We start from the raw sequence: 23,113 nt of genomic DNA on the forward strand, positions 1-23,113 counted from the left end.
GAGGCGGCTGGTCTATAAGCGGGAAGTCGCGGCCGTGACGGTCATGCAGCTTACCGAAAGTGCCGCATTGCCGTGGGTGGATCAGGCGGCGGTGGTCTTTGATGAGGCCGAACAAGGTGGTGTCTGAAGAACATTATCGGCCCATTGCCGACGTCCAACAGTGATCTTGAATGCTGCGGTGCGGCCCGTCATTCCTGCCGTTCGTGCACAGCGCAGCATTTCTTCGGCTGAAACGTCGGTCTGCAGACTTTTCCGCCATTTGCTGCACATGCATCATCTCAAGTTTATAGGTGTGGCATCGAGTGATGAAGGGCAGATTGCGGACTTTAGGCCAAGCCTAACCTGTTGGCTGAAGCAGCCGGTACATCCCATTACTAACTGGTACTTTACCTCCGAAGACGCCAGAATAAAGCTTGCTCAGCTTTGCCCGCAAATTGCCTGAATCAAGGGACTAGTGTCGCGCTTCGAGCTCCATGATTTTTCAGTCCAAAAATCCCGAAAAAACTGCCGCCGAGACCAAAAAACCGATCAGTTCACCGACAGACAATACAACAACCGCACGACCTGCACAGATGGCTTGATCGGAGCGCAATACAGCCGCAATATCCGGGAGAACGCATTCTACTTGGGGAATGTCGGGTAGAATGAGATCGCAGAATTGGAAACTGAACCGCCATTCGAGGTATGCAAAACGGGCTTCGTTGCGCTAATCCACCAGTTGGACAGGCAAAGCCGCTCGGGCGAGAATGTGACGCTGGGTGACGCAATCGAACAGGCGGGCGTGCGGGTGCACGGGGCAGCGATCTTGTTGATGGCGCTGCCTGAATCCCTCCCCCTGCCGATTCCCAGCATGGGGGCAATATTGGGCGTGCCTCTGATTGCTGTTTCAGCGCATTTAGCGCTATTCGGCGAACGAGGCAATCTGCCGACCAATGCTCGCGCTCTCGTACTACCGGAGCGGATGATCGAGATGATGTCCCGCTATATGGTCAAGCCGCTTCGCTATGCCGAACGTATTAGCCGACCCAGACTACCGAGACTGGCAAGTCATGAAAGGCTCATCGGTATCGTGTGCGTGCTGATGTCGTTGTTTCTGCTACTGCCCATCCCACTGATGAACGCTTTTCCCGCCATCGCGCTTGTGTGCCTGTCATGGGGGCTTGTGCAGGGCGACGGGCTACTAGTGGGTGTTGGGATCGTCATTTCAACAGCCGTCGTACTGAGTTTCTTGGCTATTGGTGACCGACTGGTATCGCTTGTAGGCTAGCTGAGAGGATGCGGGTGATGCTGCATTCGTAACCTACGACTGCTACGGGCTCGCAGCCGCCGACCAACGCACCAGCCAGCTGACAACTTATGCGTGTGCGCTTCTGCAACCTAAGTGTCAAAAACGGTCGTTTTCGCCGGTGTCACAAACATATGAGTTTTGTCATTGTATTCCGATTTCTCTCGCAAACCTTTCCGAAAGACCGTCTTTCAAGGGAGCCAAGATTTGGCCGAGTGCGGGAAACCTGCTATCTTCTTGCGAAATGCTTCAGAAAGGGATACGGATTTGTCATCTGGGCACACAGGCCGCTGTCTTTGCGGAAATGTTAGCTACGATACGGGCAAAGATCCCCTTTGGGTAACGGTCTGCTACTGCCGGTTTTGCCAGCGCGCCACGGGATCGGATCGAATGATCGAGCCGATTTTCGAACGGGACTCCTTTGCCTTCAAAGGCGGCTCTCCCACGGTTTACACCTTACCATCAGACGGGAGCGGCAAAGACATCAATGTCCATTTCTGCGAAAAATGCGGCACTAAGCTTGCATTGACCTTCGAGCGTTGGCCGAACCGAATTGGAATCTACGTGGGCACCCTGAACGATCCGGTGTCGATTGAACCAACCAAAGAAAACAGCAAACATATCTTCGCGTCAGAAGCGCGTCCCGGGACGATTTTGCCGCCGGGTTTCAAAATCTTTGACCGTCATGCCACCGAGAATGACGGTACGCCAATTGAGCCGACAGTCCACTCAACGCCTTACGTCGTTGAGAATTGGTGACATGCGTCATGTCGGATCGTATAGCGGCGTTGCGGCACATGGATGCCAATAAACCCAGAACAAACCTTCCCGGTCAAAAACTGTTGTTATGGCCGATGGCAGAAACGTATAAGTTTTGTCCAAATCAGCGCGCCGCGTGACAATTGCGCGGTAATTCAGCAAACTCGTCTTAAGATCGTAGGAGAGCTAGATGCCGCTTGAACTGTCCGATCCCGTAACGAGCCAGAAAAAGCTCCGAGAGATCGTCCCGGAGTGGAAGGGCAATGCAAGCAAGAAAGACCTCGACCGCGTCAACTACGTGGCGCGGGAGTTCATTGCTCGGTCGCCTTACGTGATCATTTCCTCTGCTGGTGTTGAAGACCGTCACGACGTCTCCCCGAAAGGTGACGCGCCAGGTTTTGTGCATGTGTACGATGACAAGACTCTCCTCGTGCCTGACCGGCTGGGAAATCATCGCGTCGATACCTTTGAAAACCTCTTGATTGATGACCGGGTTGGGGTGTTGTTCCTCGTTCCCGGCCACAAGGAAACGCTACGGATCGCCGGGCGCGGACGCATTGCCGCTGACGAAACACTGCGCGAACGCTTCGAAATCAACGGGCGGCTGCCTGACCTCGTTCTGGTGGTCGATGTGGAACAGGTCTTCATGCACTGCTCGAAGTCGTTGGTTCGCTCGAAGCTCTGGTCACCTGACACATGGGAACATGCACAGGACGCACCCAGCTTGGCTCAGTGGGTCAAATCAACCGTCGATACTGAAGAATCTCTCGAACAAGTGCAGGGCAACCATGATCGAGATCGGGAAACACGACTGTACTGATCTTGGTATCAAAGGTTTGCCAAAACCTGCGTGTCAAAAACAGTGAGTTTCGATCGCTAACAGTCTTTCAATCTAAGGGCGAGCGATTGCCGTTGCTTCGATGGAAAGAAGAAGCCCCATTGGCAAGTCGACGATTGGGGTCGACCGTGCGGGGGCATCTTTTGGGAAATACTCGGCGAACATGTCGTTTAGCGCTGCGCGCTCATTGGCATCGCCGAGCCAAGTGATCACTTTCACAACGTCGCCCATCGAAGTACCCGAGCATGCCAGACAGGTCTTGAGGTTCTCGAAAGCTTGCTTGGCCTGGCTTTCAAAATCTTCGCCAGCCTTTTGCCCCGTTTGAGGAACGATGCCCGCTTGACCGGAAACGAACAAAAAGTCGCCTGCCCTGACCACTGTTGAATAGGCACCGTAGGGTGCTGGCATATCTGGATGTTCAACGATGCTTTTTTCCAATGCAGGTTCCTCCACAAGGTAGATATACGATCAGCCTAGTGCCTGCACCTGTGACCGATCAACAAGAGGGTTCTTCCAAGGATGGCCCGAATGAGGGAATGTTGTAGGCAGACCTCTGCAAGGAGGCTTACTGACGAATAATCCACCGAATCCCAAAGGTCTTGGAATATGTACGGCAAATACTTCGACGACATGTCGGTCGGCGACACTTTCGAAACAGGCGGTATCACCCTTACCGAAAGCGCCATTGTAGACTTCGCGCTGACATACGACCCGCAGCCCTTCCATATTGACAAGATGGCCGCCACAGAGTCGATCTTTGGCGATCTCATCGCGAGCGGGTTCCAAACTCTGGCTTTCACCTTCCGTCTGTTTCGGGATACTGGCGTGCTCACCGGCACGAACCTGGGTGGACATGGCATGGACGAGTTGCGTTGGCTTGCGCCGGTCTACCCTGGCGACACGCTCCATGCACGGGTCACGGTCGAAAAGATGACCCCGTCACGATCGAAGCCCGATCGTGGAGTGATCCGGTTCCGCTACCTAACCTACAACCAGGACGATGTCGAAGTGCTCAGTGTAATCATGGACCATGTGGTGGCACGCAGGGCAGGCTAGCAGCGGGCGCCTTACAGAGCCACCATACGGCTTCTGCTTCGGGCTTGCTGCCGCCATACGGCACATCTGACGACAACCCGCTTTGGTTGCGTCAGTGCAAAACTCGTGTGTCACAAACGGTCGTATTTGGCCGAAATTCTGTTCACAACTAAGAGGCGAGCGACGGCCATGCACCTTGCTTGACGCTACCGACAGCGGACGAAACCGCCATTTGAACTCACATCAGAGACGACTGTTTCGGGAGTAAAACCAAATTCCGCGCCTCAGGCCCGCCGAGCAATCAAATCTGCAGCTTTCTCCGCAATCATGATGACAGGTGCGTTAGGGTGGCCCGTGTTCATTTGCGGCATCACAGATGCATCAGCAATGGACAGACCTTGAAGTCCGTGCACGCGCAGATCGGGTGCAACCACACAATCATCACCCTGACCCATCCTGCAAGTGCCAACCGGATGAAATGACGTAGACGAGATTTCGCGAATAGCATCTAAAATTTCAGCATCGCTTTGACAGTCGGGGCCAGGAGATATCTCCACCGGATTCAGTTTTGCGAAGGCGTCCTGCGACACGATCTTGCGCGCTTCGCGAATAATCGCACGCATCAGGTCAATATCTGCCGGATCGCTGAGATAGCCGGGATCAATGACAGGTCTATCCAGAGGGTCAGCTGAAGTAATTGTCACCCGCCCACGGCTCCATGGGCGGGTGGGAAAGCCTGATATCGTAAATCCGTGCCGGTCCGGTGGGCGATACTCTGGCGCACCCATGCTGATGAAGAATGGGATCATTAGCAATTCAATGTCGGGCACTTCGACATGAGGTCCTGATCTAAGAAAAGCACCGGATTCAAAGTGGTTAGTGGTCAAAGGTCCGCGGCGTTCTTCTATGTATTGGCGTTCAACTTCTGCTGTTTGCTCCGCAGTTCGGCCGTAGAAAGTTAGGGGTTGGTCGATCTCCCAGCGAGCTCGATAGTGAAAGTGGTCCTGCAAATTCTCACCCACGCCAGGCATGTCGTGTTTCACTAAAACGCCCACCTCATTTAACAGATTTGCCGGTCCAATTCCGGAAAGTTGCAGAATCTGCGGTGAGCCGATGGCTCCCGCACACAATACAGTTTCTTGCGCTGTGGCATGTTGCGTTTGCCCGCCAGCAAGATAGTTCACACCTTCCACTCGGGTGCCCTGCAATTGCAGCGACAAAACCGTTGCACCGGTCACGACAGTTAGGTTGGATCGCTCCATCGCCGCAGCAAGATATGTTTGGGCAGTGCTACCTCTTCGGCTGTCCTGCAACGTCGCGGGAAAGTAACCGCAGCCGTCTATGTCTGTGCCATTTAAATCAGGATTGAACGGCACCTCCGCCTGCTGGCAGGCTTCGATGAATACTTCTGTCAGGGGCGACCGCTCGCCGGGCTTAGTTACTGTCAGCGGTCCGCTATATCCGTGGATCGAAGACTCTCCTTCGACCTGCCAATTCTCCGCTTTTTTGAAGTAAGGCAAGACTTCTTCCCAACCCCAACCGCTCGCGCCCATTTGTTGCCACATGTTGTAATCTGTTGGGTGCCCTCGCAAGTAGATCATGTAATTGATCGAGCCTGTGCCACCAATGCAACGTCCGCGCGGGTAAGCCATCTGTCGCCCCGAGAGCGCACCTTGAGGGGCCGTGCGAAAAGCCCAGTCAAATCGTGTGTTGGTTAGTGCGCCAAATTTGGCCGGAGTGTTGATGCGCGGGTCTTCACTGGGGCCTCCTGCTTCTAGAAGTAAAACACGGCGGTTCTTGTCCTCAGTCAGACGCGAAGCGAGCACGCAGCCAGCACTTCCTGCGCCGACCACGATCACATCAAATATGTTGGACATGCCAAACCTCCTGAAGGTTTACAACTGGAGGGTAGCTGAAAGTCACTTTTCATTCAATCGACGAGCCTCTGGTTCTGGACGCAATGTCTGTTCTAAGCTCACTGCCGACCTTCGCTGCGGTTGCACACGAAATCAACGCCGAGCCGGAAGACGAACGGTCGTAGTGCGGACACAGCCGACCTTGGTCATCTTGCTGTTTGCGCATAGTGTCAGTGTATTCGTCTTGCATTTGCTATGGAGACTACGAAATGAGCGAAGTTACAATCTTTGGGCTTGGGTTGATGGGATTGGCGATTGCCAAAGCCTACCAAAAAGAAGGCATTCCTCTAACCGTTTGGAACCGCACAATCAAAAAAGCAGAGGCGTTGGCGGCCGAGAATGTCGCCGTCGCTCAATCGATTTCAGACGCGATCGTTGCAAGCCCGGTTTCAATCATCTGTGTAGACGACCCCAATTCGGTTCTTACCCTTTTTGGACAAAGTCAGGTTGAGCCGCTGCTCGATGGTCGGACAATTATTCAACTCAGCACATGCCTGCCAAAACAGGTAAGAGAAGACCTAAGCTGGCTGGTTGGAAGACACGCTGACTTTCTGTACGGAGCTATTCACTGTGGCCCTCAAGATTTGGGAACGAAAGACGGTAATATACTGATTTCCGGGCCTCCTTCTACCTACAAGCCGGTTGAAGGCCTCATTGGTCATCTGGGCGGGCAGATCAACTATCTCGGAGACGACATCGCCGCCGCGTCCACACTTGACCTGGCATGGTTGTCGACCCGTTTCGGTGAGTTCATGGGAATGCTGCACGCTTCAAACGTTTGCCGATCGGAGGGGATTGAGCTTCAAAAATTCATTGCGATGTTTCCTGATGATGCACGCATTCAGCATCATGTCGGAACGATACGAGATGGCACTTACGATCAAAGAACGGCCACGTTATCCGTTTGGCAGGCATCGCTCGAACTGTTGAAGCAGCAAGCTATTGACGCTGGCATAGATGCCGAGTTTCCAAACCACGTTGGAGGCCTTTTCGAGAAGGCAATCAAAGCAGGCTACGGCGAAGAACATGTTATGGCTTTGTTCAAAGTTCTGAAAGGCGATGAAGGAACTGTCGCTTGACAGTTTGGGCTCACTGCCGACCTTCGCTGCGCTTGCACACAAAATCAACGCCGAGTCAGGATACGAGCGGCAGCAGTGCGGACCGAGCTGCCGTTAGGAGCGACAAGGTGAATGGCAGCTATGTGAGTCCTACGCTATAGTTGGCCGACAAAGGATAGACGGTTGCTTCGATTTCTCCGAGGTCGTAAAGCGCAACATCAGCCGGACATCTGAAATAGAAAATGACAGGCACAAACATGAAAATGAAGCGGATCAAGATGTCCATCCTTTGGTACGTCCTTGCAGAGCTTTTTTTGGTGATGGCCTACACGTCAGACATTGTTGATCTTACGACGTTGATCATTCTTGCTTTGGTTTGCACGTTTAGTTGGCTTGCTCGGATCTTGAGTATCGTGTTCGGCGGTAACGTTAGCGGCGATAGTTGAACCCAAACAGTGCATGTGACGCGACCCGGTTGGCCCCGCGCTATCTTCAAAAGACCACAGCGATATTTTAAAGCCGCCTTTCGCTGCAAGTTATCAAACGGGTCACATTGGGCTCACTGCCGACCTTCGCTGCGTTTGCACGACAGAAAAAACTGGTCGATGCCCTGAGCGTCCGCTTTCTTCGAGCCGCCCTTTCGATTTCGCACTTGCAGCGAAAGTCCGCAATCCGCCCAAACCGACCGACGTAAGACCCGTCCCTTATATTCGCATCGGATTGTGCTGTCGGTTGCACTTTCGAAAAGGGCGCTCGACCGAGAACACCAACACACTGAAAATTCAATACTTTTTGAAAGCGCCCTTCTGAAGCACTAGGGCGCTCGGTTAGAGACAAATGGCGTTCAGAGACTGATTTTGGGCATTTCACCAGTCTCCGAAGGGCGGTCGCCGCCGCTAAACCCCTTTGAAACCAAAAGAAAAAAGGCCCCGTTGGGGGCCTCGTATTGGGTTCGCGAATGGTTTCTGGCGGAGCGGAAGGGATTCGAACCCTCGAGACGGTTCCCCGCCTACACACTTTCCAGGCGTGCGCCTTCGACCACTCGGCCACCGCTCCGCTGACGTCTCTATGAATCTCGCGAGCAAAAGGCAAGCAGGTAGATCAGAAACATTTGCTCAAAGCGGAAAACAATTCGTGGCGTAAGGGTTCAGATGTCGAAATGAAGGTATACGCGCCGGTTCTTCCGGCCTTTCTTTTCAATCTTTCCGAGTTTCAACGCGCCTATTTCACCGGTGCGCGCCACATGCGTGCCGCCGCAAGGTTGCAGGTCGATCGTTGCGTCTCCTTCACCGATGCGCACCAGGCGAATGCGGTCTTGTCCACGCGGTGGTTGAACGGACAGCGTCTTGACCAAGCTCGGTGTCGCGGCGAGTTCGGCGTCCGTAATCCAGCTCTCGCTGATGCGCATGTCGGCGGAAACGAGCGCATTCAAGGCTTCCTCGATCATGTCTCCCTCGGTCGGGGCGTCTTCCATGTCGAAATCAAGCCGTCCCCGCCCTGCCCCGATGGAGCCTCCCGTGACCCCATATGGCATCACCACCGACAAAAGGTGCAGCGCACTGTGCATCCGCATGTGGCCGAAGCGCCGATCCCAATCCAGCGACGTATCCACCGTCGTTCCGACAGGCGGCAGGTTGCTTGGTTCCGCGGGCACGAGAACGATCTGATCACCCTCGCCTTTCAACGTCGTGGCGATGGTCATTTCGCTGCCCGCCCAGGCAATCACGCCGCTGTCGCCGGGCTGGCCTCCGCCCGTTGGGTAAAAGATCGAACTGTCGAGAACGATGCCCCCCTCGGCGGTGTGTTCCACGACGTCCGCAATCGCGTCCCGCATATAGGCGTCTTCGCGAAACAGCATGTTGGTCATGCAGGATCTTCCCCCCGTAACGCTTCGGGATTACGGATCCAGAGATCCCGCTGGGCGAAGGGTATCTCGATGCCTTCTTCCAGAAATCGCGCGGCAATCTGGTGGTTCATATCATTCTTGACTCGCAGCATCCAATTGACGTCCCGCAAGATCACCCGGATCTCGAAATCGAGTGAATCCGCGCCAAATCCGGCAAAGTTGATAAACGGGGGGGGATTGGCCAGCGCCATGGGATGGGCGTCAGCGATCTCTTGCAGAATTTTTTCGACGCGGTGCGTATCGGTTCCGTAGGCGACGCCCACAGGCACAATCACGCGCCCAATCGTGTTGCCGCGCGTGTAGTTGGTGACCGTGCCGCTGATCAGGTCTGCGTTTGGAACGATGACATCGGTCCGGTCAAAGGTTTCGATCCGGGTGGACCGTACCGAGATGGATTTGACATAGCCCTGTTGACCGCCGACCTCGATCCAGTCGCCTTCGGCAATGGGGCGTTCAATCAACAGAATGATGCCGGACACGAAGTTCGACACGATGGTTTGCAGACCGAAACCGATCCCGACCGACAAGGCCCCCGCCACGATGGCAAGGTTGGATAGATCAATACCCGCTGCGGTGATGGATACGATCGCAGCCAAGAATATCCCGACATAGCCGAGCCCTGATACGATCGCGACCTGACCGCCCGGATCTATGCCGGTCTTGGGCAAAAGGCCGGTTTTCAGGGCGGCCTGAACAGCGCGTGTCAGCATATATCCGAAGACGAAAACGGCAATCAGGATCAGAAAACTGCTTAACGAGATGGTGACGCCACCGATGCTCAATCCCGTTCGCAGTTGCTCCCACGTTTCGGTCAGATCCGTCACGCGGGCACCCCAGACCAACGCCAGGATCGGCAAGGCGGTGAACGCCAGCGTAAATTTCAGCAATGTCGGGATCAGACTTTCAGAGGCCCCGTCCCCGGGCCTTATGATCGCATAGATTTCACCGATCAGATGTTGCAACAAGGTCAGCGTTCCGATCACACCCAAAGACAGGATTGTCGGATAGATCAGCCACCTGGACGCAGTGCCGTAGCCCAAGGCCGCCAAAAGAGGCCCCAGAAAGCCTACAACCATGACCAATCCGCTCAATACCTTGATCGCCCGATCGGCAAAGGCACCGTCGGTGGCATCATTGTCATCAGCTTTGTTTCTGCCACTCAGCAACCAGCCCAAAGACAATAGCAGACCACCCGCAATAACAACGAGCGGGAAATTAAGAACGGCATTTGTTTCCGGACCATAGCGCTCCGCGTCTGACAGGTTATTCAAGAGCACATGCAGAGCAAACACCAAACCGAGCGCAAGGCAGTAAATCCGGCCTTGCGCATGTCGTTCCGGGCCGATTTGAAGCGGCGTAAAGATGTTGCTGGATTTCGGGAAAATGCGACTTGCCAACCAGAGGGCGAAAAACATCACCAGACCCATGATTTCCAGGGTCTCGATGAGAACGGCCCCCCGTTCACCAAACAATCCGGTCGCTCCGATGGCGCGTAGCAAGGCAAGCAATCCAAGCATGGGCAAGATGATCTGGCCCAGTGACACGATGAACCCTGTCACGGATGTCCTTGCCAGTGACGTGCCGCTCTGAATGCGGACCACCAGTTTCTCGGACCATTTGCGCGAGCGTGTCAGCAAGGTCAGGCCAACCAGCAAAAGGACAAAGATCAAGGGTAGTTTGTCTTGGAGGGCCTCACGTGAGATTGGACTTTTGGCAGCCAGTACGGTTTCAGACCCTACAGTCAAAAGCGTGACTTGCAGCGCGCCAAGGGCGGGAAGCCAATAGGTCGGATTGACCGGCCATGGACCCATGTTAAGGAGTTGTTCAGCCTGTCTGAGACGCAGAATATCATCGATCTCGGAGATGATTCCGTTGGCTCTGCTGAACGCTTCTTCGGCGGTCCGACGCGGTGTTGTGAGCCGCTCCATCTGCGCATTCAGCTCGGCCCGCCTATCGGCAATCTCATCGGGCTCCACTTCCCCGTCTGCCGGCGGGTCGCCGAGAGCCTGGATTTGATCGCGCAACGTGTCCAGGCGACTGTCATTGCTGCTTTGTTGCTTTTGAAATTCCAAGCGCCACTCAGCGATATCCGCCCGCAGTGCCAACAGCGCCTGATCATCGGCCTCGCCGGCCTCGACAGCGCCTTCCGACAGCGTGGCGATGTTTTCCCATGCGGTGTAATCAGGAGTGTCAGATTGCGCAGACGCGCCTCCTCCCAAGGCGATGAGAGCAAGGATGACAAACGCGCGTTGGACCCAAACCTTCAGCATTACACGTCCTCAAAAACGCCAGGAATGCTGGACGGCCCCTTGGTCAACCAGGCAGGAACGGGCAATCCCTTTTCTTTCAGGAAATCTGGGTTGAACAGTTTTGACTGATAGCGCGTGCCGAAATCGCACAGGATTGTCACGATTGTATGGCCCGGCCCAAGCTCCTTTGCGAGACGGATGGCCCCGGCCACATTGACGCCGGAGGACGCGCCAAGACACAGTCCTTCGTGTTGCAGCAAGTCAAAGACAATCGGAAGCGCTTCGCTGTCGTGGATGTTGTAGCAAAAGTCCGGCTTGAACCCCTCAAGATTTGCAGTGATGCGCACCTGACCGATACCTTCCGCGATCGACCCGCCCTCCATCGCGATCTCACCTGTGGTGTAATAGCTGTAGAGACCCGCGCCATCGGGATCGGCCAGACCGATCTTGACCCCCTTGGGTTGCAGCACTTCGGCCACGCCTGCCAGTGTCCCGCCAGAGCCCACGGCACAGATAAAGCCATCGACCCTGCCATCGGTCTGGTCCCAGATCTCCGGACCGGTGGTTTCCACATGGGCCCGCCGGTTGGCGACATTGTCGAACTGGTTGGCCCAGATGGCCCCGTTTGCTTCCGTTTTATCAAGTTCAGCGGCCAAACGTCCGGAATACCGCACAAAATTATTTGGGTTGCGATAGGGTGCCGCCGGGACCTGGATCAGTTCCGCACCTGCAAGCCGCAACATGTCCTTCTTTTCCTGGGACTGGGTCTCGGGGATCACGATCACCGTTTTGAACCCCATGGAGGCGCCGACCAAGGCCAGACCAATGCCGGTATTGCCCGCCGTGCCCTCAACGATCGTCCCACCGGGCCGCAACGCGCCCGATGCCACCGCATCCTGAATGATCGAGAGCGCCGCACGGTCCTTGACCGACTGGCCCGGGTTCATGAATTCGGCCTTGCCCAGAATGGTGCATCCCGTCTCTTCGCTGGCCTGACGCAGCTTGATCAGGGGCGTGTTTCCAACGGCAGACGACAGGTCGGATGCGTAACGCATGAGGGCACTCCTTTTGCAAACGTACAGCCGATGTATCCGCCTGTCGCGCCGACCTCAAGCGAATGCTGCCTAGGTTGCAGAGCGCAAACGGGCTCGGTGATGTGCCAACCAATAGGTCAGCAAGGTCAAGGGCGCATTCCCGGTTTTTCGCGCTTCGGCCAGCGCCAGAAGGTCGGCGAAGGGCAGGATGTGCGACCGAATATTCTCTCCCTCGTCAGGGGCACCGCCGACGCCTGTGACGTCATCGGGCAAGTCGCAAAGACCCACGAAAAGATAGAAAAAGTCGGTGGATGCCCCGGGCGAGGCATAGCATTCGCCCGCCGCCTCCAATCGGTCGAAACGCAAACTTGCTTCTTCGTGCGCTTCGCGGTGCGCGGCTTCGGCCGGTGTCTCGCCGGGGTCGATCAGGCCCGCGACGGGCTCCATGTGCCACAAGGTGCGATCGTTGCGGGCGAGCGGACCCATCCTAATCTGTTCGACCAGCAGCACGCGGTCCCGCACGGGATCGTAAGGCAGCACAATCGCCGCGTCCGACGACACGAAGACCGCTCTTTGCAGGGGTTCCGTCATACCACCCGCAAAGGTTTCATGGCGGAGCAGAATGTCGTCGATTGCGAAAAACTTCGAATAGGGCCGTGCGCGTTCCAATATCTCGACCCGGCCATTGAGTGTACCCACCCCGTGCCTGCTGGATTGCGCGTTGATCGCCGAAAGCGCGCGGGCCCGGATCCGCTCAAACCACTGTGCCACCTGCGCGGGCGCAATCGTTCCAAAACCGTTCATGACCTCGGTCGCGGCCAGACAGGACATTTCCCCCCATTTCGCCACCCATGCCCGCAAATCCCATGGGCCATCAGGCGTCCAAGCGTCCGCGGAGGGAAAATATACCTCGGCGGTTTGACCATCTGCCAGCGTGACCGGCAATAGATCATAGTCAAACCCTGCCTCATAATAGGTCAATCGCGCTGTTTCGTCTTCTGACAGCCCGCGCACAATTATCCCATCCGCCTGTTGATCCTGCGCCGTCACGATCATTGGAAACGGCCCCTGAGCCACAGCCATCACGGCGTGACCGGGCAGCGAAACATCCGCGATATCCAGCGAGGAAGCCGGGCGCCCGAGAACGATCTCAAGCAAAGGCAGATGCCGCAGCGTGCCATAAAAGAACATATTTATCATAAGTTTACCGCCAAGTACGTGATGCGAATTCAGCGGCCATACCAGCCACGACTCCGCCCAAAAGCAGCGTCGCCCAGAGCGGAACATTCACCAGCATCAGAGCCCATTCCGAGCCAATTTCAAATATTGCAATCAAGGCCTCAAACGGACCGTCATATCGGTTCTTCATGGCCAACCGCACCATCTCGTTGCAGGACTGGACAAACAGACCCCAAAACACCAGAACGATGGGCGCCGTCAGACCGACATTGATCGCCGACACCATACCGCGCCCGGCGCGCGACCCAATCACCATCCAGCCCACCAAGACCCCAAGACCCACGTTCACCTGAGTGAACCAGCCAAAGTTCTTTTCTTCCTCGAAAAGGCCCATGACCATTTCGGACACGATGAATGCCAACACGGCCATCGCCACTGCCCCGACAAGTTTGGCGGCGTTGGGCATCGTCGTGGTCCTTTTGGTCAGTCCGGCGCTACCCGGGGCGTTTGATCGTGATCTGCGTTACGTCGCAGTTGGCACTTTCGAAGGTTGCCGCGCAAGAGGTCAGGTAAAAATTCCACATGCGTCGAAACCGGTCGTCAAAGCCCAACTCGGCGATCTGATCCCATTTTTCATTGAACGTTTCATGCCAGCGGCGCAGCGAAATATTATAACTTTGACCAAATTCGATGGATTTTTCCACGGCCAGACCGGCCTTGACAACTTGTGCACGCAAAACGGATGGGCACGGCAACATGCCACCGGGAAAGATGTATTTCTGAATAAAATCGACGCCGCGTTCATAAACCGACCAACGTCGGTCCGCGACCGTGATGATCTGGAGCGTCGCCGATTTGCCCGGCTTCAACCGTTCACGCACGGTTTCGAAGTAGACGGGCCAATATTTTTGGCCGACCGCCTCGAACATCTCGATGCTGGCGATGCCATCGTAAACGCCGCGCTCATCTCGGTAGTCTTGAAGCTTGAAGTCCACCATGTCGGAAAGTCCCGCATTTTCAATGCGGTCCCGGGCGTATTTAAACTGTTCTTCGCTGATGGTCAGCCCCGTCACTTTCAGCCCGCGTTCCTTGGCGGCATATTCGGCAAAGCCACCCCAGCCACAGCCGATCTCAAGGATATGATCGCCCGGCTGCGCGCCCATCTGGTCCACCATGCTGGCATATTTCGCAATCTGGGCCGCCTCGTGGCTTTCCTGCCCTGTTTCGAACAGGGCGCTGGAATAGGTCATCGTATCGTCCAGCCACAGGCCATAGAATTCGTTGCCCAGATCGTAATGGTAGCTGATGTTCTTGCGCGCCTGACCGCGGTGATTGCGCTGCAGCCAGAACCGGAATTTCTCGAACTCGCGCAGCAGGCCCATGCCCGGAAACCCGTCATAGAGGCTGTCATTGTCGGCGTGGGCCCAATCCATGAACGCTTGCAGATCGGGCGTGGTCCACCATTCATCAAGATAGGCGTCGCAGAAACCCAGATCGCCTTCGCGGATCAGACGGGCAAACAGATCGTCGTTGTGAATATGAACCTCGGCGACGACGCCTGGCTTCGGCCCTTCGGCGCGAAAATGGCGCCCATCCGGCAGGACAAAGTCCAACCGGCCGGTGTTCATGCGTTGCGCCATTTGAAAGACGCGCGCCATGTAGCGCGGCAGGTTTTTCTGGCCGTCAGTTGTCGTCAGGATCATATGTGTTCCCCGTTTCACACTTTATTACGCTAGCCTGACACATGCACGGGTGCAACGGGGCCAGCGTGTTGAATTCAAAACTCTCGGTTTTCATAGGCACTTAGCGCCCGTTTGCGACCTATGTCAGCGGCCACGACAGGGTCCGGGTACGGATCATCGGGCGACAGGGCCAAATGCCGGGGGATCGCGTCAAAGAACTTGAGCGCGTCTTGATGCTTGTTGCGTCGCCCTTCGGCGATCCAACGGCTGGCATAGTCGCGATTTTTATCGAATTTGTCCAGTTGGGTCACCGGGTTGAAGACCCGGAAATAGGGCGTCGCGTCCGGACCGGAACCCGCCGACCACTGCCAGCCCATGGCGTTGCTGGCCGGGTCCCAGTCGATCAGACACTCCTCGAACCATGCCTGCCCGATCTTCCAATGGCTCAGCAGATGTTTGGTCAGGTAACTGGCGACGATCATGCGCCCGCGGTTGTGCATGCGGCCAGTCACATACAACTCGCGCATGGCGGCATCGACAAACTGGATGCCGGTGCGCCCCATCTTCCACGCCCTCACTTCGGGCGTGGTGTCGTCCGTGTTCCAGGGAAACGCGTCCCAGTCCTCTTTCCAGTTCTGATCCAGAATGCGCGGCGTGTGGTGCATCAGGTGATAGGCAAATTCGCGCCAGACGAGCTCCTTGAGGAATGTTTCGGCCCCCGGTTTGCCTTCGGCGCGCGCGCGCATCCCCGCGTGCCAGCATTGATGCGGGCTGATTTCGCCCAAGGCGAGATTTTCTGACAAGTTCGACGTGCGATCCTGTGCAGGAATATCGCGCCCCTCGACATAAGATGCTACCTTGGTGTCGATGAAATCTGCCAGTCGTGACTGTGCCGCATCCTCGCCCAGCCGGACAAAGGGGCGCACGATCGCGGCACCCCGGTTCATCGCCGCGCCCAGACGCCAATCGGCAATATCCTCACTGTGCGGCCATGTCTCCGGCGCAGGCAAGGCTGCGGGTACGGGCAAGGGCGCGTCGACCTCCCTGCCCTTCACCATGTTCCAGAACGGGGTGTAAACTTTGTAATATCCGCCGGTCTTTGTTTCGACCGTCCAGGGCTCGAACATCAAGTGGCCGCCAAAGCTGCGCGCCTCGATGCCCGCAGCCTTGAGGGTGGCCTTCACATCCGTATCGCGTGACACGGCTTGCGGGTCATAGGCCCTTGACCAATAAACGGCACCTGCGCCAGTTTCGCTGATCAGGGCCTCAAGGACCTTCAGTGCGTCACCGGACCGAAACGTGAGGCGGCTGTCATGGCGTTCCAGGGTTTGCGCAAGATGTTCCGCCCCCAGTCCCCAGCGCCATTTCGGCGCTGCCCCGAGCGTCTCGACGCTGTCGTCGCGGATGACGACAGGAACAACGGGACGACCCGTCGCACAGGCCACGGTCAGAGCCGCATGGTCGCTCAGCCGGAAATCTCGGCGATACCATAGAATGATTGGAGTGCTGCTCACGTCCGGCCTTTTTATGTTTTGATAAGGTATACGGAAAACGGACCCATGCGGATCAAAGCAAACTGCCTGACCTTAGGTCACAGCACCGCATCGAGCGCATCGAGCAGCTGTGTGACATCGTCATCGCTGGTGTAATGGGTGAAACTAAGGCGCAAAACGCCGCGTTCCGGGTTAACGCCCATGCCCTGCAAGGCGCGCTGCGCATAGAAGTCCCCGCCCCCTGTCATGATCCCATGATCGGCCAGCGCCGCAGCCACCGGTAAAGGATCACGGCCCAGATCCAGAGCGAGTGTGGGCGCGCGCAAGGCCGCTTCCGTCGGGCCAAGAACACGCAGATCGTTGCGGTCTTTGACGGCTTCCAGCACACGGGTCAAGGCGACGGTCTCGCGGTTGCGCATCAGATCATGCACGGCCACACCGCGATTGATCGGGTCCGCGTCTCCTCCGATGTGATAGTCATAAAGCGCATCGACATAATCCGCCATTCCGGCACAAGCGGCGACTTGTGCGTGATCCGGCCCGGCCGGGGTAAAACGTTTATACAGGCTCTCGGCATTGAAAAAGTGCCCTTGATTGGGAAGCAATTCGGCCAGGGCACGCCGGACAATCATCAGCCCCTGATGCGGACCATAGGTCTTGTAGGCCGAGAACAGGTAGATGTCTGGGCCCAGCGTGCCCACATCCGGAAAGCCGTGCGGCGCATAGCTGACACCATCGACACACACAAATGCGCCCGCCGTATGGGCCAGCGCCGTGATCTCGGTCACCGGATTGATTTCGCCCACCACGTTCGAGCAGTGTGGAAAACAGACCAGACGTACGTTTTCGTCCAGCAGGTCTTCGAGTGCGGTGGGGTCCAGATGGCCTGTGCCCGGATCAACCATCCATTCGCGCACTTCGATGCCCCTGTCCGCCAACCGCCGCCAAGGGCCAGAATTTGCCTCGTGGTCCTGATTGGTGACGATGATGGCCTCGCCGGGCTGCATCATCTGCCCAAAGGCTTGCGCCAGAACGTAGGTGTTTTGCGTGGTCGACGGGCCAAAGCTGAGCTCGTCATTTTGCACACCCAGAATGGCGGCCATTCGGGTCCGCGCCTCGTCCATTTCCGCGCCGCCCAGACGACTGGCGGGGTAATCCGAATAAGGCTGTACCTTGCGTTGCGTATAAAACCGCATCAGCCTGTCGATGACGTGTTGGCAGGCATAGCTGCCACCGGCGTTCTCAAAGAACGCCTGGCCTTTCAGGGACGGCTCGGCAAAGGCGGGAAACTGTGCGCGCACGAATTCAAGGTCGAGTTTCATGGGGACGGGCCTTTCATCTTTGCGCTTAGGATACGAAAAAGGCCCCGGTGCACAAGCACCGGGGCCCGGAAGCCATTCAGATTGGCCTGCTTATTCGGCAGGTGCCTCCGCCATCTCGGCAGATGTTGCAGGCACGCCTTCCTTCTCACGCTTGCCGTCGCGCCAGATCGCCTTGAGCACCGAGACGCCCATCAGGGCCATCACAACACTGAACGGCAGCGCGCCGATCACCATGGCCGTCTGGATTGCGCCCAGACCGCCCGCGATGATCAAACCACCGACAACCAGCGCCAATGCCGCACCCCAGAACAGGATGTGGGGCCGCGCCTTTGGTCCTTCGTCGCCCGCCGCGTTGATCGTGTTGATGATCAATACCGCCGAATCCGCCGAAGTGACCAGGTAGGTCAGCAGCAGGATCACAACAATGATCGACATCAGCCACGCCAGCGTTGGTTGCAGGATCACTGCCAGCATTGCAAAGAGCTGGTCCGCCTGACCGGCACCGGTAATGGCGCCATCCGCGACCCCGTTCAGTTCCAGATCAATGGCGGTCCCGCCCACGATCGCAAACCAGACAAAGCACATGAACGCCGGGATCACGATCGCACCCAATACATACTCACGCACTGTGCGGCCCTTGGAAATCCGCGCCAGGAAAACGCCCACGAACGGCGCAAAAGCAATCCACCAGGCCCAGTAGAAGATCGTCCAGGCCCCCTGCCAACCCGACAGACGGCTGTCCATTGCGGCGGCATAGGTTGCAGCGATATCCTCTTGCGACAGCGCGGCTGCCGAAGCGGGCAGTCCTTCAGCAAAGGATTGCAGCGACCCCCAGGGGCTCGTGGCCGAACCGTAGATGCTCGACAGGTCCTCGGTGGGCAGCGCCTGCACGGCGGCTGGCACAGCGGCGTTGAACGTGTCCATCGGAGTTGACGTCCAGACCGTCAGGATGTTGCCGGGGATGGAGATCAGGTAGTCCCATATCCCCAGAAACAGCGCCTGCATCCCGAAGAAGGTGGAACCAAAGATCAGGAAGAACGCGAGGATGAAAAAGCTCAGCCCCATGTTGATGTTCGAGAGCCACTTGATGCCCTTGCCCACGCCTGACAAGGCCGAAAGCGTCGAGGCACCCATGATCACAACCAGCGCCACAACGATGGCGGCGACAGAAACCTTGCTGCCGCCGTCGGCAGTGGCAGTATAAAGCCAGTCACCGAAGCCGATCCGGCTGAGACCCGCGACGAATTGCTCAACGCCGAAACCCAGTGTCTGGCTAACACCCAGAACAGTGGCGACAACGGCCACCACGTCGACGGTATGCCCCAACGGCCCCGACAGTTTCGACCCGAAGATCGGCACCAGCGCCGACCGGATGGTCAATGGCAAGTCACGACGGTACGAGAAATAAGCAAGACTGAGCCCAACGATGGCATAGGCCGCCCATGCCGCAAGCCCCCAATGGGTAAAGGACCAGACATAGGCCTCGCGCACGTTGCCCGCAGAACTGCCCTCGGTCAGCCCCATGATGGTCGATGGGTTGGAACCGAAGTGATACATCGGCTCGGCGGTGGCGAAGGTCAGCATCCCGATGCCGATCCCGGCCCCGAACATCATCGAAAACCATGAGAAATTCGAAAATTCCGGTCGATCTTCGGGATGGCCGAGTCGCAAGCGGCCCGAAGCGGGCAGCACAGCAAGCAAGAGGCAAACGGCCACGAAAAAGGCCATCACATAGACATACCAGTAATTGAATGTGGCAAGGATAAAGGTGTTGATCCCACCAAGAATAGAAGCTGCGGACTCCGGAAAGGCGACAGCCCAGATAATCAACGCGCCTACCAGCAATTTGGCGGTCACGGTCACGTCTTTGGTGAAACCTTTGTAAAAACCACTCTTGGAGGTCTTGATGGGTAAATCCATCAATGGAGGTTCTATTGCCATGTTCTATTTGTCCCCTGTTTGCGCGGACTTCTAATTGGACCGCAAACGGAGCCTAACACGATTTTCGGCTTGGGGTGAACACTCGTTGCCAAACTGTCCAATTTTTATGCAAATGGAACGTGTCGCGCGGAGCCATGTGCACCCGACAATACGCGCCTCAAAACGGTCACGGGCCTGCGGCGCGCTTTAGACTCCACTTGCCGAAATTACCCAGCTGCGCATCAGATCAGACCGGATGCCGCATGACTTGCGCCATGCGGCATCTAGAGCGCTGCCGCGATGGCCGCCGCATGGCCCTTGATCGCATCCATATCCCCCATCTGACCGGCAGGCCGCATCGGCAGGCCCGCGTGGCGCGGATGAATATGGAAATGCAAGTGAAACACCTCTTGGCCCCCGGCCGTCTCGTTGAACTGCTGCAACGTGATACCGTCCGCCGCAAAGGCGACCTTCGCCGCATTCGCCACTTTCTTCACGGTCGCCATGACGGCCGCCAACTGCGCATCCGACGCATCCAGAACGTTCCGGCAGGGCATTTTGGGGATCACGAGGCAATGACCGTCCGTGCGCGGCATGATGTCCATGAAACACAAGGTCTCATCGTCCTCATAGACCTTGAAGGACGGAATTTCGTCCCGCAGGATCTTGGCAAAGATGTTCTGGTCGTCATAGGCAGTCATGGCAGTCTCCGAACCGGTTCGCGGTTTTGCATAGGCGGATCAGGCGTTCACGTCCACGACAACACGGCCCTTGACCTGACCTTTCAGGATATCCGCCCCCAATTGCGGCAGGTCCGAAAGGGTCGCGGGCTGTACCATCGCTTCCAGCTTGTCCATCGGCAGGTCCTTGGCGATCCGGTTCCAGGCACGGACACGGTTGTCATAGGGCTGCATCACACTGTCGATGCCCAAAAGGTTCACACCGCGCAGCAAAAAGGGAATGACCGTGGCAGACAGGCCCGCGCCCCCTGCAAGACCAACGGCGGCAATACTTGCGCCATATTCCATCTGGCCCAACACACGGGCCAGCATCGCACCGCCCACGGCGTCCACGCACCCCCCCCAGGTCTCGCCTTCCAGCGGGCGTTTGACGGTTTCATTGATCTCTTCGCGGGCGACAATCTGCGTCGCACCCAACGATGTCAGGTAATCCGCAGTTTCGGGACGGCCCGTCACGCCGGCCACCTTATGACCCAGATTGGCAAGAATGGCCGTCGCCACGGAACCCACACCGCCCGCAGCACCGGTGACCAGAACAGGGCCGGCCTTGAGACCGTGATCTTCCAGCGCCATGACCGCCAGCATCGCGGTAAAGCCGGCCGTGCCCACGGCCATCGCCTGCCGGGTGTCGAGGCCCTCAGGCAGCGGCACAAGCCAGTCGGCCTTAACCCGCGCCTTTTGGGAATAGCCACCCCAATGGGCCTCGCCGACACGCCAACCCGTCAACACGACCTTGTCCCCGGGGGCATAGCGATCATCATCGGAGGCCTCGACCGTGCCCGCGAAATCAATGCCCGGCACATGCGGATATTTGCGCACCAACCCGCCGCCCGGACCGATGCACAATCCGTCTTTGTAGTTCACAGTCGAATATTCAACCGCAACAGTCACCTCACCAGAGGGCAGATCGTCCAGTGACAACTGCTGCACCGCAGCCGATGTCTTGCCGCTCTCTTCGTCCTTGTTCACCACCAACGCATCAAACATCTCATTCTCCATTCCGGGGACAGATCCCCTGCTTCATCTTGCATATTAAACTCCGGGGTCCGGGGGCTGGCCCCCGGTCCGGACCTTACAACCAGAACGCCGCTTGCACAGTGGCGCCGCGCAAGCCGTCCCGGGTCTCAACTTCCAGACGCGTCCCTGGGTCCCAATGAGTCATCCGGACCATACCGATCGACACGTTTGTGGCAAAGTCCGGGGACCACGCCGCCGAGGTGACCTGCCCTACGCGCTTTCCGTCGGCGAAAACCGGCCAGGGCCTGTCGCAGCCCGACACAGGGTCCCCATCGATCGCGATCGGGCGGATCTGTTGCACGGGGCCTTCCTTCGACACCCGCAGCAATGCATCTCGCCCGATACAGCCGATCGCCGTTCGGGTATCGCAAAACCGGCCCAACCCGCATTCATGGGGCGTGTTGTCGTCCGTCATGTCATTGCCATAGGACAAAAGGCCGGCCTCGACCCGTTCAATCGCATTGGGGCATCCCGCCCGGACGTTCAGATCTTGGCCAGCCGCGAAAAGTGCGTTCCACAACGGCATCCCGATATCCGTTCCGTCCACGTAGATCTCAAAGCCGCCCTGCTTTGAATAGCCCGAGCGCGCAATCGCCAGATCACGACCTTCGAACTGAAACATGTCAAAGCGGAAGAACCGGATATCCCGGACGCGGTCTCCAAACACGCGGGCCATCAGATCATCCGATTTCGGGCCCTGAATGGCCAGCGGGCTGATATCGGGCTCGTCCACAAGCACATCCAGGCGGTAACCGTTGGCAATGCCCTTGACCCAGAGCAGCAAGTCGCTGTCGGCAATGGAAATCCACCACCGGTCCTCGGCCAGCTTGACCGCGACCGGATCGTTCAACATCCCGCCGGTTTCATCGACGATGGGCACGTAATAGCACTGCCCGGGCAGCATCCGGCGCAAGTCACGCGGCGTCAGCATCTGCATGAGGCGGCCCGCATCCGGGCCGCGCAGTTCCACCTGACGCTCGACAGCGACATCCCACACCTGCACGTGATCCTTGAGGTGGCGATAATCGGCCTCGACACTTTCGAACATCGTCGGCAACAGCATCCTGTTGTAGACGGTATAGGCTTTGACACCTGCCGCCTCGACCCCGTCAGAAAACGGGGTGCGCCGCAACCGGCGCGAAGGGGAAATCACGGCCATCATTCGTCCTCGGACATAAAGATCAGGTCACTGACCGGTGCGGTCAGTCCAGCGGCGGTCATCATGGCGTGCACCTGGCCGCGATGATGGGTCTGATGGTTGAACAACTGTGCCACACACAGGGCACGCGGCCGTTTAAGGTCCCGCTTCAATGTCCCGGAATACCACGTTAAATCCCCAGTCAGATCAAGAGTCCGAACAGTGTCAGCCCACATGCGGATCGCCCCGTCCAGACGAAATCTCTCCGCACTCCAAACCGCGTAAGTGGGGGTAAAATTCAAATGGTCCGATCCCGGTTCAGGTGCCGCGACGCGCGGCTCGAACCGGCTCATCCAAAGCGTGTCACCCCATAGCAGATGATTGAGCGTTTGCAGGATTGAGCCAAAGAAGGCGCCACGGTCTTCGCGCAGCACGTCTTCGGGCACCTCCTTGAGAACCGCCATCAACTGACGGTTCTGCCAGGCATTGTAGCGGGCCATGGTTTGCACATAACCCGCCTCTATCATGATCCGCACTCCGGT

Annotated in this window: 20 protein-coding genes and 1 tRNA gene; 5 read left to right on the plus strand and 16 right to left on the minus strand. The window is 57.3% G+C overall.

Annotated elements, in window-relative coordinates:
• Positions 1-658 precede the first annotated feature (658 nt).
• The 3 genes from LC354_RS06025 to LC354_RS06035 all read left to right on the plus strand — a co-directional run bounded on the left by LC354_RS06025 (position 659) and on the right by LC354_RS06035 (position 2,864).
• The gene (locus LC354_RS06025; protein ID WP_223422024.1) at positions 659-1,267 is read left to right on the plus strand and encodes an exopolysaccharide biosynthesis protein; all 609 of its coding nucleotides are present in this window, start codon (positions 659-661) and stop codon (positions 1,265-1,267) included.
• A gap of 285 nt (positions 1,268-1,552) precedes the next feature.
• Entirely contained in the window at positions 1,553-2,044 is a 492-nt protein-coding gene (locus LC354_RS06030) for a GFA family protein (protein ID WP_223422152.1), read from the plus strand.
• Between the two features lie 190 nt (positions 2,045-2,234).
• On the plus strand, positions 2,235-2,864 hold the full coding sequence (locus tag LC354_RS06035) for an MSMEG_1061 family FMN-dependent PPOX-type flavoprotein (protein ID WP_223422026.1): 630 nt from the start codon (positions 2,235-2,237) through the stop codon (positions 2,862-2,864).
• 72 nt (positions 2,865-2,936) lie between these two features.
• On the opposite strand, the gene LC354_RS06040 is transcribed toward LC354_RS06035, so the two are convergent.
• Positions 2,937-3,320 (minus strand): RidA family protein, encoded by a 384-nt coding sequence (locus tag LC354_RS06040; RefSeq protein ID WP_223422028.1) that lies wholly within the window; start codon positions 3,318-3,320, stop codon positions 2,937-2,939.
• Positions 3,321-3,488: 168 nt separating this feature from the next.
• Here LC354_RS06040 and LC354_RS06045 point away from each other — a divergent pair, with 168 nt between their 5' ends.
• Positions 3,489-3,938 (plus strand): MaoC family dehydratase, encoded by a 450-nt coding sequence (locus tag LC354_RS06045; protein ID WP_223422029.1) that lies wholly within the window; start codon positions 3,489-3,491, stop codon positions 3,936-3,938.
• A gap of 263 nt (positions 3,939-4,201) precedes the next feature.
• Here LC354_RS06045 and LC354_RS06050 read toward each other — a convergent pair whose 3' ends face one another.
• The gene (locus LC354_RS06050; RefSeq protein ID WP_223422031.1) at positions 4,202-5,794 is read right to left on the minus strand and encodes a GMC family oxidoreductase; all 1,593 of its coding nucleotides are present in this window, start codon (positions 5,792-5,794) and stop codon (positions 4,202-4,204) included.
• Between the two features lie 248 nt (positions 5,795-6,042).
• On the opposite strand from LC354_RS06050, the gene LC354_RS06055 reads away from it, so the two are divergent.
• Positions 6,043-6,912 (plus strand): NAD(P)-dependent oxidoreductase, encoded by an 870-nt coding sequence (locus LC354_RS06055; RefSeq protein ID WP_223422033.1) that lies wholly within the window; start codon positions 6,043-6,045, stop codon positions 6,910-6,912.
• 945 nt (positions 6,913-7,857) lie between these two features.
• Here LC354_RS06055 and LC354_RS06060 read toward each other — a convergent pair.
• From LC354_RS06060 to LC354_RS06125, 14 genes are all read right to left on the minus strand, one after another.
• A tRNA-Ser gene (locus tag LC354_RS06060) sits at positions 7,858-7,947 on the minus strand.
• A 91-nt stretch (positions 7,948-8,038) separates the two neighbouring features.
• Positions 8,039-8,758, minus strand: a complete 720-nt coding sequence (locus tag LC354_RS06065) for an alanyl-tRNA editing protein (protein WP_223422034.1) — start codon at positions 8,756-8,758, stop codon at positions 8,039-8,041.
• Positions 8,755-11,067 (minus strand): DUF3772 domain-containing protein, encoded by a 2,313-nt coding sequence (locus LC354_RS06070; protein ID WP_223422036.1) that lies wholly within the window; start codon positions 11,065-11,067, stop codon positions 8,755-8,757. Before LC354_RS06070 ends, LC354_RS06065 begins: the two co-directional genes overlap by 4 nt.
• On the minus strand, positions 11,067-12,101 hold the full coding sequence (locus LC354_RS06075) for a cysteine synthase A (RefSeq protein ID WP_223422038.1): 1,035 nt from the start codon (positions 12,099-12,101) through the stop codon (positions 11,067-11,069). Before LC354_RS06075 ends, LC354_RS06070 begins: the two co-directional genes overlap by 1 nt.
• Positions 12,102-12,170: 69 nt before the next feature.
• A complete protein-coding gene (locus LC354_RS06080) occupies positions 12,171-13,280 on the minus strand; it encodes an NUDIX domain-containing protein (RefSeq protein WP_223422040.1) in 1,110 nt (369 codons plus the stop codon).
• Positions 13,281-13,284: 4 nt separating this feature from the next.
• A complete protein-coding gene (locus LC354_RS06085; RefSeq protein ID WP_223422041.1) occupies positions 13,285-13,725 on the minus strand; it encodes a TrgA family protein in 441 nt (146 codons plus the stop codon).
• Positions 13,726-13,753: 28 nt separating this feature from the next.
• Entirely contained in the window at positions 13,754-14,962 is a 1,209-nt protein-coding gene (locus LC354_RS06090; protein ID WP_223422043.1) for an SAM-dependent methyltransferase, read from the minus strand.
• Positions 14,963-15,036: 74 nt separating this feature from the next.
• A complete protein-coding gene (locus LC354_RS06095; protein ID WP_223422045.1) occupies positions 15,037-16,455 on the minus strand; it encodes a cryptochrome/photolyase family protein in 1,419 nt (472 codons plus the stop codon).
• A gap of 77 nt (positions 16,456-16,532) precedes the next feature.
• The gene (locus LC354_RS06100; RefSeq protein WP_223422047.1) at positions 16,533-17,756 is read right to left on the minus strand and encodes an aminotransferase class V-fold PLP-dependent enzyme; all 1,224 of its coding nucleotides are present in this window, start codon (positions 17,754-17,756) and stop codon (positions 16,533-16,535) included.
• A gap of 90 nt (positions 17,757-17,846) precedes the next feature.
• Entirely contained in the window at positions 17,847-19,697 is a 1,851-nt protein-coding gene (locus LC354_RS06105) for a BCCT family transporter (protein ID WP_223422048.1), read from the minus strand.
• 263 nt (positions 19,698-19,960) lie between these two features.
• A complete protein-coding gene (locus LC354_RS06110) occupies positions 19,961-20,377 on the minus strand; it encodes an HIT domain-containing protein (RefSeq protein WP_223422050.1) in 417 nt (138 codons plus the stop codon).
• Between the two features lie 39 nt (positions 20,378-20,416).
• Positions 20,417-21,403 (minus strand): acryloyl-CoA reductase, encoded by a 987-nt coding sequence (acuI, locus tag LC354_RS06115; protein ID WP_223422051.1) that lies wholly within the window; start codon positions 21,401-21,403, stop codon positions 20,417-20,419.
• 85 nt (positions 21,404-21,488) lie between these two features.
• Positions 21,489-22,592, minus strand: coding sequence for a dimethylsulfoniopropionate demethylase (locus tag LC354_RS06120; RefSeq protein ID WP_223422053.1), 1,104 nt, complete (start codon positions 22,590-22,592; stop codon positions 21,489-21,491).
• Entirely contained in the window at positions 22,592-23,098 is a 507-nt protein-coding gene (locus tag LC354_RS06125; RefSeq protein WP_223422054.1) for a DinB family protein, read from the minus strand. The genes LC354_RS06120 and LC354_RS06125 overlap by 1 nt, the downstream gene beginning before the upstream one ends.
• Positions 23,099-23,113 lie beyond the last annotated feature (15 nt).

This window comes from Tateyamaria pelophila, assembly GCF_019966495.1.
In the GTDB taxonomy this organism is placed as follows: domain Bacteria; phylum Pseudomonadota; class Alphaproteobacteria; order Rhodobacterales; family Rhodobacteraceae; genus Tateyamaria; species Tateyamaria pelophila.

Bases quoted from the DNA above. Each gene is read 5' to 3' on its own strand.
- LC354_RS06085 (WP_223422041.1), bottom strand. From the start codon at position 13,725: ATGCCCAACGCCGCCAAACTTGTCGGGGCAGTGGCGATGGCCGTGTTG.
- LC354_RS06120 (WP_223422053.1), bottom strand. From the start codon at position 22,592: ATGGCCGTGATTTCCCCTTCGCGCCGGTTGCGGCGCACCCCGTTTTCT.
- LC354_RS06100 (WP_223422047.1), bottom strand. From the start codon at position 17,756: ATGAAACTCGACCTTGAATTCGTGCGCGCACAGTTTCCCGCCTTTGCC.
- LC354_RS06035 (WP_223422026.1), top strand. From the start codon at position 2,235: ATGCCGCTTGAACTGTCCGATCCCGTAACGAGCCAGAAAAAGCTCCGA.
- acuI (WP_223422051.1), bottom strand. From the start codon at position 21,403: ATGTTTGATGCGTTGGTGGTGAACAAGGACGAAGAGAGCGGCAAGACA.
- LC354_RS06090 (WP_223422043.1), bottom strand. From the start codon at position 14,962: ATGATCCTGACGACAACTGACGGCCAGAAAAACCTGCCGCGCTACATG.
- LC354_RS06075 (WP_223422038.1), bottom strand. From the start codon at position 12,101: ATGCGTTACGCATCCGACCTGTCGTCTGCCGTTGGAAACACGCCCCTG.
- LC354_RS06045 (WP_223422029.1), top strand. From the start codon at position 3,489: ATGTACGGCAAATACTTCGACGACATGTCGGTCGGCGACACTTTCGAA.
- LC354_RS06055 (WP_223422033.1), top strand. From the start codon at position 6,043: ATGAGCGAAGTTACAATCTTTGGGCTTGGGTTGATGGGATTGGCGATT.
- LC354_RS06050 (WP_223422031.1), bottom strand. From the start codon at position 5,794: ATGTCCAACATATTTGATGTGATCGTGGTCGGCGCAGGAAGTGCTGGC.
- LC354_RS06080 (WP_223422040.1), bottom strand. From the start codon at position 13,280: ATGATAAATATGTTCTTTTATGGCACGCTGCGGCATCTGCCTTTGCTT.
- LC354_RS06125 (WP_223422054.1), bottom strand. From the start codon at position 23,098: ATGATAGAGGCGGGTTATGTGCAAACCATGGCCCGCTACAATGCCTGG.
- LC354_RS06110 (WP_223422050.1), bottom strand. From the start codon at position 20,377: ATGACTGCCTATGACGACCAGAACATCTTTGCCAAGATCCTGCGGGAC.
- LC354_RS06070 (WP_223422036.1), bottom strand. From the start codon at position 11,067: ATGCTGAAGGTTTGGGTCCAACGCGCGTTTGTCATCCTTGCTCTCATC.
- LC354_RS06065 (WP_223422034.1), bottom strand. From the start codon at position 8,758: ATGACCAACATGCTGTTTCGCGAAGACGCCTATATGCGGGACGCGATT.
- LC354_RS06105 (WP_223422048.1), bottom strand. From the start codon at position 19,697: ATGGCAATAGAACCTCCATTGATGGATTTACCCATCAAGACCTCCAAG.